The organism is Streptomyces sp. NBC_01446 (genome assembly GCF_026340095.1).
Taxonomy (GTDB): domain Bacteria; phylum Actinomycetota; class Actinomycetes; order Streptomycetales; family Streptomycetaceae; genus Streptomyces; species Streptomyces aureus.
The window spans coordinates 66,118-80,868 of the sequence record NZ_JAPEPO010000003.1; the positions used below are offsets into that span (position 1 = coordinate 66,118).

15 protein-coding genes and 4 pseudogenes are annotated in these 14,751 nt (G+C 68.0%); 7 read left to right on the top strand and 12 right to left on the bottom strand.

What is annotated here, in order from left to right; translation table 11 throughout:
* Nucleotides 1-10 precede the first annotated feature (10 nt).
* A pseudogene (locus tag OG456_RS44385) lies at nucleotides 11-229 on the top strand (LacI family DNA-binding transcriptional regulator); the annotation flags it as partial.
* Here OG456_RS44385 and OG456_RS50960 read toward each other — a convergent pair.
* Genes OG456_RS50960 through OG456_RS44395 form a run of 3 tightly spaced genes read right to left on the bottom strand, consistent with a single transcriptional unit; the run spans nucleotide 178 to nucleotide 952 of the window.
* Entirely contained in the window at nucleotides 178-522 is a 345-nt protein-coding gene (locus OG456_RS50960) for a DUF6233 domain-containing protein (RefSeq protein ID WP_354006151.1), read from the bottom strand. The pseudogene OG456_RS44385 and the gene OG456_RS50960 overlap by 52 nt on opposite strands.
* Nucleotides 522-752, bottom strand: a complete 231-nt coding sequence (locus tag OG456_RS44390) for a MarR family transcriptional regulator (protein ID WP_266570844.1) — start codon at nucleotides 750-752, stop codon at nucleotides 522-524. Before OG456_RS44390 ends, OG456_RS50960 begins: the two co-directional genes overlap by 1 nt.
* Nucleotides 749-952 carry a hypothetical protein gene (locus OG456_RS44395; RefSeq protein ID WP_266570846.1) on the bottom strand — a complete coding sequence of 68 codons (204 nt, stop codon included), beginning with the start codon at nucleotides 950-952 and terminating at the stop codon, nucleotides 749-751. The genes OG456_RS44390 and OG456_RS44395 overlap by 4 nt, the downstream gene beginning before the upstream one ends.
* A gap of 797 nt (nucleotides 953-1,749) precedes the next feature.
* Here OG456_RS44395 and OG456_RS44400 point away from each other — a divergent pair.
* Together OG456_RS44400 and OG456_RS44405 are read left to right on the top strand one after the other, a co-directional pair.
* Nucleotides 1,750-1,884, top strand: a pseudogene (locus tag OG456_RS44400) (GNAT family N-acetyltransferase); the annotation flags it as partial.
* 218 nt (nucleotides 1,885-2,102) lie between these two features.
* Nucleotides 2,103-2,492, top strand: coding sequence for a DUF6281 family protein (locus tag OG456_RS44405; RefSeq protein WP_266571746.1), 390 nt, complete (start codon nucleotides 2,103-2,105; stop codon nucleotides 2,490-2,492).
* 793 nt (nucleotides 2,493-3,285) lie between these two features.
* Here the strand turns inward: OG456_RS44405 and OG456_RS44410 are convergent.
* On the bottom strand, nucleotides 3,286-4,515 hold the full coding sequence (locus tag OG456_RS44410) for an MFS transporter (protein ID WP_266570848.1): 1,230 nt from the start codon (nucleotides 4,513-4,515) through the stop codon (nucleotides 3,286-3,288).
* 87 nt (nucleotides 4,516-4,602) lie between these two features.
* On the opposite strand from OG456_RS44410, the gene OG456_RS44415 reads away from it, so the two are divergent.
* The 3 genes and pseudogenes from OG456_RS44415 to OG456_RS44430 all read left to right on the top strand — a co-directional run bounded on the left by OG456_RS44415 (nucleotide 4,603) and on the right by OG456_RS44430 (nucleotide 6,617).
* Nucleotides 4,603-5,175 (top strand): CGNR zinc finger domain-containing protein, encoded by a 573-nt coding sequence (locus tag OG456_RS44415; protein ID WP_266571747.1) that lies wholly within the window; start codon nucleotides 4,603-4,605, stop codon nucleotides 5,173-5,175.
* Nucleotides 5,176-5,622: 447 nt separating this feature from the next.
* A pseudogene (locus OG456_RS50640) lies at nucleotides 5,623-6,369 on the top strand (hypothetical protein).
* Complete coding sequence (locus tag OG456_RS44430) at nucleotides 6,366-6,617, top strand: hypothetical protein (RefSeq protein ID WP_266570851.1); 252 nt, start codon at nucleotides 6,366-6,368, stop codon at nucleotides 6,615-6,617. Before OG456_RS50640 ends, OG456_RS44430 begins: the two are co-directional and overlap by 4 nt.
* Before the next feature lie 118 nt (nucleotides 6,618-6,735).
* On the opposite strand, the gene OG456_RS44435 is transcribed toward OG456_RS44430, so the two are convergent.
* From OG456_RS44435 to OG456_RS44450, 4 genes and pseudogenes are all read right to left on the bottom strand, one after another.
* Nucleotides 6,736-7,272, bottom strand: a complete 537-nt coding sequence (locus OG456_RS44435; RefSeq protein ID WP_266570852.1) for a hypothetical protein — start codon at nucleotides 7,270-7,272, stop codon at nucleotides 6,736-6,738.
* 94 nt (nucleotides 7,273-7,366) lie between these two features.
* Entirely contained in the window at nucleotides 7,367-7,774 is a 408-nt protein-coding gene (locus OG456_RS44440; protein WP_266570853.1) for a hypothetical protein, read from the bottom strand.
* 305 nt (nucleotides 7,775-8,079) lie between these two features.
* On the bottom strand, nucleotides 8,080-8,442 hold the full coding sequence (locus OG456_RS44445) for a four-helix bundle copper-binding protein (protein WP_100596915.1): 363 nt from the start codon (nucleotides 8,440-8,442) through the stop codon (nucleotides 8,080-8,082).
* 730 nt (nucleotides 8,443-9,172) lie between these two features.
* Nucleotides 9,173-9,274, bottom strand: a pseudogene (locus tag OG456_RS44450) (ribonuclease); the annotation flags it as partial.
* A gap of 22 nt (nucleotides 9,275-9,296) precedes the next feature.
* Here OG456_RS44450 and OG456_RS44455 point away from each other — a divergent pair.
* A complete protein-coding gene (locus tag OG456_RS44455; RefSeq protein WP_266570855.1) occupies nucleotides 9,297-9,926 on the top strand; it encodes a hypothetical protein in 630 nt (209 codons plus the stop codon).
* A gap of 269 nt (nucleotides 9,927-10,195) precedes the next feature.
* On the opposite strand, the gene OG456_RS44460 is transcribed toward OG456_RS44455, so the two are convergent.
* From OG456_RS44460 to OG456_RS44475, 4 genes are all read right to left on the bottom strand, one after another.
* On the bottom strand, nucleotides 10,196-10,684 hold the full coding sequence (locus OG456_RS44460) for a lamin tail domain-containing protein (protein ID WP_266571748.1): 489 nt from the start codon (nucleotides 10,682-10,684) through the stop codon (nucleotides 10,196-10,198).
* 787 nt (nucleotides 10,685-11,471) lie between these two features.
* Nucleotides 11,472-11,885, bottom strand: a complete 414-nt coding sequence (locus tag OG456_RS50645) for an ATP-binding protein (protein WP_323136457.1) — start codon at nucleotides 11,883-11,885, stop codon at nucleotides 11,472-11,474.
* A 1,128-nt stretch (nucleotides 11,886-13,013) separates the two neighbouring features.
* On the bottom strand, nucleotides 13,014-13,937 hold the full coding sequence (locus tag OG456_RS44470; protein ID WP_266570856.1) for a hypothetical protein: 924 nt from the start codon (nucleotides 13,935-13,937) through the stop codon (nucleotides 13,014-13,016).
* Between the two features lie 235 nt (nucleotides 13,938-14,172).
* Nucleotides 14,173-14,343 carry a hypothetical protein gene (locus OG456_RS44475; RefSeq protein ID WP_266571814.1) on the bottom strand — a complete coding sequence of 57 codons (171 nt, stop codon included), beginning with the start codon at nucleotides 14,341-14,343 and terminating at the stop codon, nucleotides 14,173-14,175.
* Between the last annotated feature and the right edge of the window lie 408 nt (nucleotides 14,344-14,751).

Below are 14,751 nucleotides of genomic sequence, written 5' to 3' on the forward strand. Positions count from 1 at the left end.
GGAGACGGTGTTGAAGCGACGGTCACACGGACAGCGCCCCACCATCGAGGACGTCGCGCGCCGCGCGGGGGTGTCGAGATCGACGGTCTCGCGAGTGATCAACCGCGAGCCCCGGGTGCGGGCCGAGGTCGTGGTGCGCGTCCGCCAAGTGATCGCCGAGCTGGACTACGTGCCCAATCAGGCCGCCCGCCAGCTGGTCACCCACCGCACGGGCGCCGTCGCCGTCGTCGGTGATTCCCTCGGCGGCGGGAACGTGCCCCGCGCTTGCTCCTCGGTGATCGACTTCGTGCGGTTCTTCGCCATGTGGCAGCCCCCGACGTGGACGTACACCGGCGCCCGGCCCGAGCCGATCCCCAGCTCTATCAACCAGTCCGCGGCCGGCGGCCGCATCCGCTCACCCCGCAACCGCTCCGCCTCGCGCCGCTCAGCGTCCGCGATCCACCTGCGCATACGCGCGAGATCGCGTTCCTGTACCCGCTCCAGGAACCGGAGAGTGTCGATGTGGTGGGTCTCGTCAGACATCAGCTGAGCCGGTACTCCCGCGAGCCAGCGCCTGGAGCACGCCGAAGGGCGCCTGCCTCTTCTAGACGGCGCAGCTGATACAGGACCGATGACGGGCTGGACAGGCCCACCGCCACAGCGATCTCCCGGACCGTAGGCACCTCACCGTGATCCGCGATGTGGGCGCGTATAGCCGCGAGAACCGAGCGCTGCCGCTCGGTGACCTCCCAGGACCGCCGGACCCGGGTCATGACTCCTCCTGCCCGGCCCGGCGCCGCAGGTCGGCCCGCCGCTCCCGCGGAACGTCCCGCACGAGCCGCCGGGACAGATCGATCAACCGCCGCCGCAGCCGCGTATTACTGCCCGCCGCAGCCCCGGCGAGCGCCCTATAGGTGCGGTCCCATTCGCGCTGAGACTGCACGATGTCGGGGGAATGTCCGCTGTGCACCATGAACCCAGTAGGTCAGGTGTTCGAATTTCTCGGCAAGGCGTGACACCCTCACCCCAGGTCCGGACGCACCTGTCCTGTGCCAGCGAACCTTGACCGCTTGCCATCGAAGATTGAGTGGTGGGGGCCAGACACCCTCTCCGGTTAGCTGAGGATGTGATCAGGCGTGACGGCCCGGTCTACCTAACCGGGCCTTCATCTTCTCCTGACTGCTCGTCGGGCATGTCCAGGATGTCCTCTCGGGTGAGGAACTGAGGGCTCCCAGGGGGTGGGGCCACCCTCGGTGCCATGAGTTCGGTGAGGAGCTTGCTCAGGTCATCCGTGGATAGCGCCAGGCCTAGGGTCTGCACGATGCGCAGAGCACAGTCCCGGATGGACTGAGCGTCCTTCTCGGGCGCCGCCGTGCTCCTAATCTCGTCACGCACTCGGCTGAACTGCTCAGCACTGATTGTTGGCCGACTTACCGGTTGCGCCATGGTGCGCTCCTTCTTGAAGAGCGGGCCGTTCCACCCGCTCTTCAAGAAGGCACTGAGCACACCCCAACGGCAACTGGAGAGAGCAGGCGCGCAGGCGCCGCCACAATCGCTCAGACTTCGTTGGCACGCGCTCAAGGTGCGCCGTCACAAGACAGCACCCGGCGCACGCTCACCGTGGCGTGCCGGGTCGTGCCCGCGAGAACCTCCACCACAAGGCCGCGGCTGGTCGTCGCGTAAGCCTCGCCGACCGACGTCCGAGCCCTGTGCCCCGGACTCGTGTTGAGTAAGTGCTTCCCGAGCCGGTGAGATTCGGGATCATGAAGCATGCTCCCGAATGACTGGTGCCTCACCCAAGACGTTGACGACTTCCTCGCCCGAGCCGGGGACTTCCTGCGCTCGCGCCCTGCCCTGCACAACACGCCGCTGACGGACATCGAGAAACTGCGGATACGCGGGGCGGCCGGGCGCTGACGGCTCCCGGGCGGTGCCATCACGTAGCAGAGAGCGAACCTTTCGCGGCCCTCTGGCGTCCAAGGTCCGGCGTGCCGGAGGTGCCGGCGGCCGGGGGAGGTTGGTACATGGCGGGCAGGCGGACGGCCGATAGGACGGCGAGCGCGGGGGCGGCTGGATTGGCGAGCGTACGGGCGGTGCTCGCGGCTGCCCTGATTAGCTTGTCCGTGGCCTGCGCGCAGACGGGCACCACGCAAGGCGGGGCGGACGGTTCCTGCGCGGCCCTGCTCGTGTACCGGGGCCACACCTACCTGGGGCACGGGCTTTATCCCGATGACGAAGGCGACGGCGTCGGCGTCACGGCTGGCAGACGGCTCGGCACGGGCACCAGACCCGGGTGCGACGACACTCCGAACGATGAGGACCAGGGAGTGCCTTCGAGTCCGGTACCCGTGTACGCGATCGAAGGCGTGGACCCCGTCCACGCCGTGACCGTGGACCATCCGGCCGGCGGCACTCTCTACATCGAGCGGAACTCGGAGAAGACCCTGCCGGAGCTGAGGAAACTGATCGAGGCGCGGGAGCTGGACCCGCCGCCGAAGGCGGCTACCAGGTGACGCGCGCCCGCAGGGGCAGGTGGTCGGCCTCCCATCGATGTCTGTGTGTGCAGGGCGTGACCCGCGCACCCCGGCCGAGGACCTGATCGATACGGGCCACTGGGAATGAGGTCGGCCAGGGGAACGCGAACGACGTGTCCGGCTCGTCCGTCCCCATGGTCACCAGAGCCGACCGAAACCTGCAACGGGCCGACCTGGGCGATCAGCAGTTCGCCGCGATGCCCGGCCGTCGCGGGCTCGAGGCTCCATGCCTGGGCCGATCTGGAGACCGCTGGCAGCCGCTCCGCTGACCTGCGGCGCCTGGGCCACCGCAGCCAAGGTTCTCCAGATCTTTAGATGTCTCACGAGACAGGGGGTGCAACTCCAACTGACATTGACGACGATGGGGTCACCGTCGAGGCGTGAGAGGTACGACGGTCGCTGACTGGTCTGAGATCTGCTCACGAAGAGCGGCGTTCTCGCCGTACAGCGCAGCAATGACGGTTGCTGCGGCGTCAACTTGATCCTGGAGACGATCACGGTGTTTTCGGGATTCCCGGAGCTGCGCGCGTAGGGCGGTGATGGCCTCGGCCTGTTTGCGGTCTTGGAGACGGGCTGGGCTGTGCCCGATGCGGTGGTCCCATCCGGCCAGCACGGGGTGGCGCGGCTGACACCGGCTTCGCGCCAGAGGTTGTTCTTGGTGAGTTTGCCGTCGGTGCGGGTGGGGCGGCCGGCGAAGAGCCGTTCCATGGCATCGCGCAGGGCGCGTTCGGGACGGAGTGAGACGCTCGAACGCTCGGCTGACGTCATGGGATCAGCCAGGCTGTTGGTCCGGCAACTCGGCAGACACGGACCTTCGTTGGCCATCACCAACGGTGCAAGGCGTGGCCAACCGGACCACAGCCGGCTGCAGCACGGCGAGCAGGAGGCACGCGAGCGCCATCGCGCTCCACAGCCCTGCTGGACCGGCGTACTCGATCAGTTGCGTCCCCATCACAGGCGCGGTGATCCCGGCGATGCCCCAACTGGTTCCGTAAACGGCCAGGTAGCGCCCCTTTCCGTCTGTCGGGGCCAGCTCGGCAACGACCGCGTAGACGCGGCCTACCAGGAGCAGGTCGCCCACACTCCAGACGACGGTTGCCGCCAGGTAGCCGACCAGCGTGTGAGCGAGCGCGTATCCACCGAGGCCCAGCGCCAGCAGTAGATGCCCGGCAGTAAAGGCAACTGGTGCCGAGAGCGTGGAGAGCCGGCTCCAGCTCATCAGCGGTTGGCCTGCGCAGATGGTGAGGGCGGAGGCCGTGAACAGTAGCCCGGCGTCGGCAGGTTGTAGTCCTGCATGGTCCATGGCGAGCGGCAACGTGATCATGATCTGGAGGTAGATCACGGCGAAGAACGTTCCCGTTGCCAAGAGGAGCAACAGGGCACGGTCCCGCCACGGAGCGACGGCGAGTCCCTGCTCGGGTACGGCGGCCGTGGCCGTGCGGTGGTCGGCGGGCAGGACCAGTTGGACGGTGAGCGCGCAGAGCAGGCACGTGATCGCGTCGACGACGAACAGCCAGCGCAGATCCCAGCGGCCCAGACCTGCCGCCAGAAGTCCGGCGCCCATGCCCGCCGCGGCCAAGGCCGCATTCAACAGGCCGTAGGCGCGCACATGCTCCCCAGGCGCCACCACGTCGGCGATCATGGCTTGGCTCGGCGGTTCGTAGAGTTCGAAGACCAGGCCCAGCAAGACCGCGCAGCAGATGACCAGGCTCAGGCTGTCAGCAGCGGCGAGCCCCAGCTGCGCCACCGCGCACCCCGTCAGGCCCATCACGATCGTGCGGCGTCGGCCGATCCGGTCGGCCAGGCGTCCTCCGGCCAGGCGTGAGGGAATCGTGGCGAGCCCGAAGGCGGCACTGACATATCCCGCGACGGCAGCGCTGGCCCCGAAGCTCGTCGTGATGAGCACGGTGAGGAACGACATCGAGAACGCACCGAGCCGGTTGACCGCCCGCGCAACGATCAGCAGCCGTACCGAACGCGGCAATCTCTTGCTGCCGTGCAAAGCCCTCACCCCTCACTCGTCACCAGCGAAACGGATATCGTCGGTAACACGTGGACGCTAGGACTCGAAGGAGTGACCAGTCAAGTGATGTTCGATGGTCACGTGCTGACGTTGCTCGATGCAGCCGTCTCGCTCGTGAATGCGCTGACCGACGGCTCCCGACAGGGCCGCCCCTATGTCGCTCCACGCGGCGATCAGCTCCCGCAGGCCGTGCACGAGGCGCTGCCGCTCGCATCCGCCCGCTCCACCGTTGAGCCGGCACACGCGGCCTATCTGACGGACACCGCACAGCAGTTGAGGGCCGTGTTCGACGCCGTCGACAACGGCCGCACCGACCAGGCCGCGGAGCACGTGAACGCCCTCCTGCGCACCACCGGAGCCCGTCCCCAACTCGACCGCGTAGATGCCGAGCCCTGGCAGGTTCACTTCCATGGCGCCGAGGACACGCTCTCCGTCGGTTGGAGCGCGGGCTGCGCGACCGCCCTGGCCCTGGCTATCGGCAGCAACTTGGCTGGCCGCCTCGGCGTGTGCACGGCACCGCAATGCGACCGCGTCTACGTCGACAACTCCCGCAACGCCGTCCGCCACTTCTGCTCGAACGCCTGCCGAAGCCGGGTCAAAGCCGCAGCCTTCCGCGCCCGCAGGAACTCGCCAAGCTGAGGCGCAACGGACTGGTCAGCCCGCAGCGAAGCGACGCCTCGGGGGTGTCGAGGTGCGACATGAGGCTCGCGCGTCATGGCGACGGGCCCGTCCGCAGCAGGTAGACGAGACACACTGAGGCGTCTGGGGAACCAAGGAAGCGCAGGGTAAAGGACATGCCCGCCCTCCCCCGGACCGGAACCGCGGACAGGCGCCGCGGGCACAGTGTCCTGCGTGTTCACGTCCAACTCGGCGCGCACGAGGCGCCGGAAGCGGTGTTCGAGGACCTCCTGGGCCTGGTACCAGCCCTATCCGCACGATCACAGCGTCGACATGGACGTGAGTGGGGCGCTGGGCCACTTCGGCCGCAGCCCCCACGAGCTGGGCCAAATCCTGCAGTTGCGTGCGCTCGCGCTCTACGGCGTGCACGCCGTCGTGGGCGGAGGCCGCTCCCCGCTCATCGCCGCAATGGCCGCCGCCACCCCGCCTGGGCGCATCACCGTCATCGCCCCAGACGACGACGCGGTCGACGCATTCCTCAAGCCCCGGCCCATCGCCGCCCTGCCCGGCATCGGGCCGGCCACCGCCAAAACTCTGTCCCGATACGGGATCACCACCATCGGACAGCTCGCAGACACCTCCGAAAGCGTGCTCGCCCGCATCCTCGGCCAGCAGGCCCGTCGCGAACTCTCCGCCCGCGCCCGCGGCAACAACGACCGGCCCGTGCAGCGCACCGCCCTGATCCGCTCCACCAGCGCCAGCCGCAACTTCGACCGAGACGAACTGGACCCGGACGCACACCGCCGCGCGCTGCTCGCCCTGGCCGAAGAACTCGGAGCCCGGCTGCGCACCTCACACGAGGTGTGCCGGTGACTCACGCTCACCGTGCGCTACGCCGGCCGCACCAGCACCACCCGCAGCCGCGCCCTGCCGGAACCAAGCGCCCACTCCCCCGCCCTCACCGCCCTCGCCTACAGCCTCTACACCTCGCTGGGGCTCGAGCGGACCCGAGTACGCCACCTCGCCCTGCGCGCCGACCGGCTCGGGCCAGACGAGACTGCGCACCATCAACTACTGCTCGACGAAGGCGACGACAAAGCCCGCCGCATCGAAGCCGTCACAGACGCCGCTCGCAGTCGGTTCGGACCACGCGTCATCACCGCCGCCACCCTCACGCGCCCCCAGCGAGGCGGGCACCCCAGGGAGCAGTCATGATCGGCGTGAGAGCAGGCCACTACCACCGGTCCTCAGCATCGACGGCACCCGATGTCCTGCACGGCTGGTGGAGCAACGCCGACATCACAGAGTTCACCAAATACAAGGAACACACGGCGAGCGCCTCCGCACAACTGCGGCTGGCCGAGGCCGCCGACGTCGAGTGGGAGCTCCGCAGGTGGTCCACTTCCCCGGGTGAGATGTTCCGTCGTCTGGAGCGGTCGCTCCGACCTGGGGCGCCAAGGTGACGTGACGCGCTCGTGCGGACGCTAAGACCTGAGGATAGGTCAGCGGGCCCCCAGTGGCCGCTGGGGCGTGTCGGCTCCAGGTTCCGCCGGCCTCGGTGACCAGGCAGGTGGTGGACATTCAACGGGCAGGACCGCTGACGACTGCCGCCAGCACGTCAGCGCCCTCGGGGGTCAGACGGTAGAACCCCTGGAGGCTGATCGATCTTTCGAGGCGACCATCCACCACGTACTTCAGACCGCGGGTCTGCCCTCGCCGGTTGCGCCAGGCAAGCCCCGTGAGCAGTTCACCAGAGACGGGTATATCGAAGCGTACGGGCGTCGCGTCCACGTGTACCGCCTGAGCCCCACAGCCGCCCGCGCCGAGCATCGACCAGTCGTCATGCCCGGGATACGCAGGATCGTCCCAGGCGGCGGGGGCTATGCCGCAGCAGTCGCGACGCTCCACGTCGATCACTCGCATCTGACTCACCACGAACACTTCGCGCTGCTTGACGTGCAGCGCGTACACCTCGTCCCCAGCACGGGCACCCGTCCACGCTGGCAGGGACGAGTGAACGCCACTGAAAGCGACCGGAGATCGCTCGCCCACGCGCCCTTCCTTGCGCAGCGCGCGGCACGTGTCATGGGTCCACAAGACGGTGAAGGCATCAGACATGCCGTGATCCTATGAACAGGGACTGACAGCCTCCTGCCGGAACGTCCGCGATGCCTCCCCTGCCTTCGGGCATCGAATTGTGGTGCGCGGATCTTCAGGCCGGCTCGGGAGCGCAGCGGGGGCACAGCGCGCCGGGTGCGCCCACGGGCCGTCCGCACAGGCCGTCTTGTCCCGGGCACTCAGGCTTGGGCGTGATCACGTCCATCGCCAGTCTCTGCGGGTTTGCCTCGGTGGGTTGTGGCGGCGCCATCCAGGAACGGCGAGCCTGATCGGAGGCTGCGGCCAGGAGCGCGAGCTGCTGCAGGCGGGCGGCGACGAGGGCGGACAGGGAGTGGGTGCGCTGCTGTGGTGGCGGATAAGGGCGCCCCACGAGGGCCTCGCGGATGTGTTCGCGGCTCACTCCGCCCTGCAGGAGGCGGCCGACGAGCGGGGCCTGGTCGGCGAGGGTGGTGCCCGTGGCCAACGCCGCGTGGACTTCTGGGTGATGTCGGGCGATCGACAACAACGTTTCCTCACCCCGGGCGGCCGACTTTGCGTCCCTCCCTCCCCTGTCTTCGCGCGTGTCCTGGGCGGAGGGAGGGAGGGGGCCCGGCTGGGAGGACCGCATGGAGCACATCGAGAACATCGATGATGCACGCGAGGAGCTGATCACGGCGGCGCGAACACTACTGATCGCGGACGGCGCGCTCTATCACATCCACTGGGCGACCCGTGGAGACAGCTGGAGGACCCCCAGTCCGATCTGGCGCCGCCGTGGGCTTCGACGGCGCCCGGGCCCGGGCGCCGTCGAAGCCGATCAGGCAGGGATCACATCGTGGCGCCCGCCATCGCGCGGCACATCTCCGCGCTGCGGCGACACGCCTCGGCACAGCGCATCATCTGCTGATCGTCCGGCATGGACATACACGCCTCGGCGCACATGTCGCACGCCTTGGCGCACATAGCGCACATCTCGGGCGACATCGGCGAGCGGCGCATCATCATGTCCGCGCACATGCGGGTCATCTCAGAGCAGTCAATGAGCGCGCGCATGATCTGCATCTGGGGCTGGCCGCCCATCTGCATGCAGGAGCTCATGGTCTCCTCGCAGACGCTGTGGCACGACATGCACGCTGCGACGCAGTCCTGCATCTCCTTGCTCATCGCGGTCATCGATCCGGCCTGGGTCATGGCTCCTCCTGGGGGTTTGGGGGCCCGGGGCGGGCCCCTTACCCCTGTCTTACGCCTGCCCGTGCCCTCCCGCCATGGAGCAGATGGAAGGATTCCGCAACCTTTGCGCCGAAAGCATACGGTCCCCGGCATTTCACCAGGGGCACGTCACGGGTCCATCGGAGTTGTCGTCCCACGGCTTCCGGCCACGCCCCCGAAGTGGGCGCCGTCGACGATCTCCTGGTCCGCAGCCTCGGGGGCGCCAGCGCGAGCACGAGACATTGCCAGGTTCGAGGAGTTCCACCCGCCCGAAGAGGCGGACGAGGTCTACGCGGCTGCACGCTGCACGGACGCATCGCCGACGCCTGGCCGGACCGGGACGACGTGTACGTCTACTTCAAACGGCCTGGGCGGTGCAGCCGTCGTCGACGCCACGAGGTTCGCCCGGGCCGCGGCCACGCTGGGCCGCACGGTGAGCCAGGCGCCGGCGCAGGGACGCCCGGCCTGTCGCTCCGGATGCGCGGACCCACCCACCAAAGGGGCGCGGCTGCGTTGGCGGCCCGCGACGCGTGGAGCCTCCTCGGTGCATGAGGGAGCTCCAGCGCGTGCTGCTGCTGCGCAGCAGCAGCTAGGACAGGAGATCGGCGAGGGTGTCCAACGGCAGCGGTGCTTCAGGTCGGCTCAGAGGCTCAGAGTGACAGCCGGGCGAAGTCGCTACCGCGCGAGGGAACCGCTGACGTGCCGGCCGTCATCAGAGCTTGCGGGTGTCGCGGGGCTCGGCGTACGGCTCCTCGCCCGGTGAAAGGCCACCTTCGATGGCACGTCCGCGTTCGAGTTCAGCGTTGAACTCCACAACCGAACCGGCACGAAAGGTCGTGAAGAAGACCGTGGATTCGATTCCTCCGCAGGAGTCGGCTGCCGCCTGCAATCGTGCATGGGAAGCTCTGGTCCCCGCGCGTGCCAGTTACCTGTCCGACGTCTCACCCCACTACGACGAAGTCTTCCGGGAGATCGCACAGCGAACGGAGCGCGCAGACAGTCTCGGCAAGAGCGACATCGCAGCACTGGTGGTCTGGAAGCGGCTGACCGCGCAGACCCCCTGGGTCTCGCAGCTGATGTCCCTACCCGAAACGCAGGTCCGCGCAGTCACGGCTCGGGCAGTCACCGCAGTCCGCGATACCGCGCTCTCGCGCAGTGAAGCCGCCCGTGCCGGGCGCGCCGTCGTGTGTGAACTGCCCGGCTTCCGTATCGGTGACGCCCTGGCCTCAGCCGTCCTTACCGCAGCGGCACCGAAACGGATGGCCGTCTACGACCGCCGAGTGCAACACGCCCTGAACGCTCTCGGCCTCACTCTCACCCGTGCTCCAGGACGGTACGGCCGCTACATGCAGCTTCTCGGTGATCTCCTCGACCACCGTCACCAGTACGCCGACGACTGGACGGCACGCGACATCGACACCGCCCTGTACTGGATCGGCAAAAACCCACACGTCGTTGATCATTGAGCCTTCCGACCGGCTTCGCTCGGCATCCAGGACAGCGAGGTCGGTTCTGCCGCGTCTCTTCGCGTCCGGCGCAGCCCACCCACATGAGAGGGGCGGTTCGGAACGCGCTCTGCGGCAGCTGGTCGCTCCTGGGCTCGCCGGAGTGGGCAGCACAATCCCCCCGAGGATGCAGCCGTGGCTCGGCTGGGAACTCCCAGCCGAGCCACGGATCTTCTCACCCTGATGCCGCAGCCAGGGGCACGCGCCCCGGGTGTGCGGCCCAGGATTCTCTAGCCTCGGTTCTGGTAGTGGTGGCGGCCCCAGGAAGCGTCGTCGACGAAGCGGTCGTGGTCGTTGCGCAGGGTGGCGGTGTCGGATCGGTTGTCCCACACGTAGGCGCGGCGGTCCTGGTAGAGGTCGTGGCGGGTGTCGTAGCCGATACCGGTGTGGACGCGGACCGTGGCACGGCCGGCGAGGCGGTAGTGGTCGAAGGTGTAGGTGCGGCCGTCCTCGTCCGCCAGGGTCCAGCCGTCAAGGTTCACGCTGCGGCGGGTGTTGTTGGTGATCTCCACCCACTCCTGGTTCAGGGAGCGGTTGGAACGGTTGTCCCATCCCGGGGAGTCGTACTGCACGCGGCTGATCTCGACGCTCCGCCACTGCGCGCCGTGATCGGCGGCGGACGCGGGCACCGCGATCGCCGCGGTGACGGCAGCGGCACTCAGCGCGGCGGCAGTCAGACGGCGAGCGGACGTGGATACGGTCACAGGTACTCCCTGCATCATGCGGGCACCAGCCCGACTGTCCCCGATGAGCAGCCGGGTGGTGCGGTGTGCGTGTGCGGCCGGCTGGCCGCACACGCACACCCTGCTCACCGCACCGGCACGCCCAGGCCCAACGCGGCACGTGTTGCCAATTGCCCACACCACCGTGACACGCGCCTGCAACATCCACCTATGTCGCCTATGTGCAGAATTGATGGGCTGACAGCATCGCATCCCTTGCCGTGACCGGTCGGCGCGTTGCATCCGTCAGGCCCGGCGGCTCGGCGAGCGGGCAGGCGCCACCCGAAAGTGAGTAACAGCGCCGCAGCCCGAACTCCGTGGCCGCTGGACCGGTCCACACCGGCCCAGGGCAGGAAGCAGGCGTGAAAAGACCCCGCGCCACAGATCTCGGTGCGGGGTCTTCACGGAGCGCTGGGCAGGCCTTGCACCTGCATCTCCCCGCAGGAAGCGGGACGTTTTTCCTTGGACCACCAACGCATAGCGTGCCAGCATGAATTCCGCCGGCCAGCTCAAGATCAACAGTACCAGGCGCGGGTCGTTCGGCCTCGTTGGTCGAGGCCCGGATGGCAAGCCTGGATCAGATACGGCGGAGCCGTGTTGGCGTAGCAGCTCAACATGGCCGCCAAAAAGAACGGCGGCCCCTCGAAGTGCTGCTCGCGTGCCCGCCCAGCCCGCATCCAACCCAGCATCATGCGGCGTAACGCGTCCTCGTGTCGGCGACGCCTGAATTGTGAGCCAGTTCCGGCGGTTGAAAAGTGGCCCCCTGCTGGTCCGTTGACGTTGGTCATTCCCCGGTGTTGGCGGCTGGAACCCGCCCGAGGTCACGTCCGCGCATGCGGTAGCTGTCGCCCTTGAGAGAGATGACTTCGGCGTGGTGGACGAGGCGGTCGATCATGGCGGCGACGGTGTCGTCGCCGAAGTCCTCGCCCCAGCGCCCAAAGGGCTTGTTGCTCGTGACGATCACGGACGCGCGTTCGTATCTGCCCGAGATGAACTGGAAGAACAGGTTCGCGGCCTCGGGTTCGAAGGGGAATCGTGCGGGGCATCGGACCGTCCAGGCCGAACCGGGTGACCGGGGGCGTGAGGGAACCGCCCACCCACCACGGACCGGCCCCCCGAAGGGCCGTTGCCGAGCGGGACGCGAGAGCGGGAACCCAGCGCATCCAACACCGTTCGGGATGCACCCGGCACGCAGCACTGGGTCCGCGACTCACTCATGCGCACTGGTCAGGAACGGTCGGTGTCCTGCGTGATGGCAGGGGAGCGTCGAGGCAGCTTCCCACTTCTCTGCGCAAGAAGCCGCGCGGCGTTCGTCAAGTGGCGGCCCTCCCTGCATCACTGTGGGTGGTATCCGTGTTGCGCCAGCCTGGGTGTGATCTTCGGTGGCATCCCGGTGGCATGCTCGCTCCGGCAGGCCGAGGGGCTGGGCCGACGATGTGCGGGAGGCTGTTGTGATCTGGGAGCAGGGCAGCCGTGCCCGGGTACGGGGCATGGGCCGAAGCGGCCGGGGCGGTGCCTTGAGGGCACCGGTGGCCGTGGGCACCCTCGGTGCCCTTGTCCTTGGAGGGTGTGCGGGGGGTGGCGGGTCCTCGCATCCGTCGCCGTCGGCGAGTGTCGTGGGCAAGGCCACGCTGTTTCCTTCCGATTCTGGGGGCGGTGGCGGCCAGGGTGGTGGTTCCGGGATTGGGTTCCCGGCCGTGAAGGTGGGTGAGTCCGCGGACACGGCCGTCGAAATGAAGAACAACGAGCAACGTGCCTGGAAGCACGACAAGCCGACGGTCGCCGGGGATGGTGCGGACGAAGGGGCCGGTGTCCAGGAGACCAAGGCCGACGGAACCGGTGCTGCGCCGGAGACCTCCGGCGGCGGACACAACGTGTACCAGATCGTCGAGGACCACTGCGGTGACGATCCGATCCCGCCAGGGCAGTCCTGCACCTTCAAGATCCGCTTCATCCGGGGGTCGAACGACGCGCCTGCGGCCGCACTGCTGAAGATCGACTCACCGACATGGCCGATCCGGACAGTGGTGACCGCCGCCAGTAAGCCGGGGGTCACCCCCAACACCGTCCCGTCGGGCCTTGAGACATCGGGCCCCGCTGTTTCCCCGGGGACCCAAGGGCCGACGGGTCCCACGGGAAGTCCGACCGGTCCCGGCGAGTCTCCCATGCCCCAGCCACCGAGCGAGCCGCCGCAGAACACCGCGCCTCCCACTCCCGGAACTGAGCCTGGCGGCGGCGTAACGCCGCCTCCGCAACCGGCGACGCCTGGCGCCCCGGCGACCTGACCGCCCGCAAGCTGCCCGGCGTAACGGGAGCGCGGGTGGGGTCAGGATGCCCCCGTTCCCCGGTACTCGCCTTGTACCTGCACCCGGATCGACGCGTCGTCCATGAGGATCATGGTTACGTCTCCCCACTGCGGATCCCGGTTGGCAGGGATGAGGTAGTAGTGCGTCTTCGAGTGGGTCAGTACCCGATAGCCCACACAGCGGTAGCGGAACGGCTGGTGTTGCTTCCCCTCGTCCACGCAGTGGATCGTCTTGCTGGCCGGCTCGACCGGCTCCCGCGCGTGAACCAGGACCGCCGGCAGGTCGCTGAATTGGCTCTGCGCCTCGGCGGCGGCCGACGACTCCCCCACGCCCCGGGCGTAGCGGGCCACGTCGAAGAACAGAACCATGGCGAGAACGGCGACCATGAAGCCCTCGGCCAGGCGCCACGGCCCTTCGCCCTGGCCGCCGGACCGGTGGTAGAGGCGGAGCGCCAGCAACATCACTACCGCCCCGATGGCCACAAAGAATGTGGGTACGAGGTCTCTCGGCCATCCGGATCTCAGCCGGCTCAGCACCAGATCCCACCACCACGGCGGTTCGAGGAACACCGGGAAACCGAGGAGCAGCAGAGCAATGCCCACGGCCGCAGCCGAACGGCAGACAAGGGTCCGCAGTTGTCTGTGGCGGGGACGGGCCAGTTCGCGCTCGGCCCACCGGAAGGCGAAGAAGACGAGGACTCCGAGGGTCAGCAGGACCCAGACCGGGAGAAAGAGCGCCGGGGGGCTGCCGAGCAGGTAGTCCTGGATTGAGTAGTCCAGTTGGTTCACCCGGATGCCGAAATAGGTGTAGTAGGCGTTCCAGTAAGTGGCTCCGAAGTAGTACAAGAGGCCCAGAACAGCGGTTCCGGGCGTCACCACATAGGCGGCCTTCTCCACGAAGGACTTGCTCTTCGGCTTCTCCTCGGTCACCTGCTGCCGTCCCATCACTCTTCCGACGAACAGGAATGATCCGGTGATTCGATCTTCATCCGGTGACCCGAACATAACCCGCACCATCGCCGAACGCAGGTCAGGAAGCGTTCTGAGTAGGGTCGGGGACTGGCGCGGTAGCTGACGCTCCGTTTCCAGTCCCCGCCGCTTCAAGTGAAACCGTGCATGCGGTTCTCCCGCACACGGCTTTCCGACATCGTTCACCGGCGCAAGAACTTCTTGACATCGGTCAACCGTGGAGGAACTGGTATCCGATCCACACTTGGATTTGGGTCAGCCCGTTCAGGTTCAGTCCTGTGTCGAACTGCTGTTGCGGGATGGTCAACTGCCAGCTTCCACCCACGCCTCGCCCCCAGAACGCCAGCGATTTGGGTGCGTCGAGGGCCGGTTCATCGGCCATGGCTCCTGCACCGGCCACAGCAACGGCCCCCCGACCGAGCTCTCCCCGACCGAAGGCGATCCGGGACGAGGGTGCAGCCGAATCGCGGGACGTGCCAACGGCGCCAGCTCGGGAAAGACCGCGGTCACGTCCACGGGCCGCGGCGGAGTAGTACGTACGGAAACCATGCCGGTGATCCTGTCACCAGCCACTGACAGCCCCTGGCCGCCTCAACCAGCTTCGGTGGCATCGGTGTTCAGCTGGTCAAGTCCAACGCATGCAGCCTCGGCCACAGCGACAGCGGCATCTGTGCGGGAAGTGATCTTCCCCTGGGCTTATCTCGCCCGCAGGCGGGCGATGTCAGCAGTCTGCGGCTAGAGTTGATTCGATTTCATCTGTCGTCCGGGCACTCTCGGATCACGGGTGGAA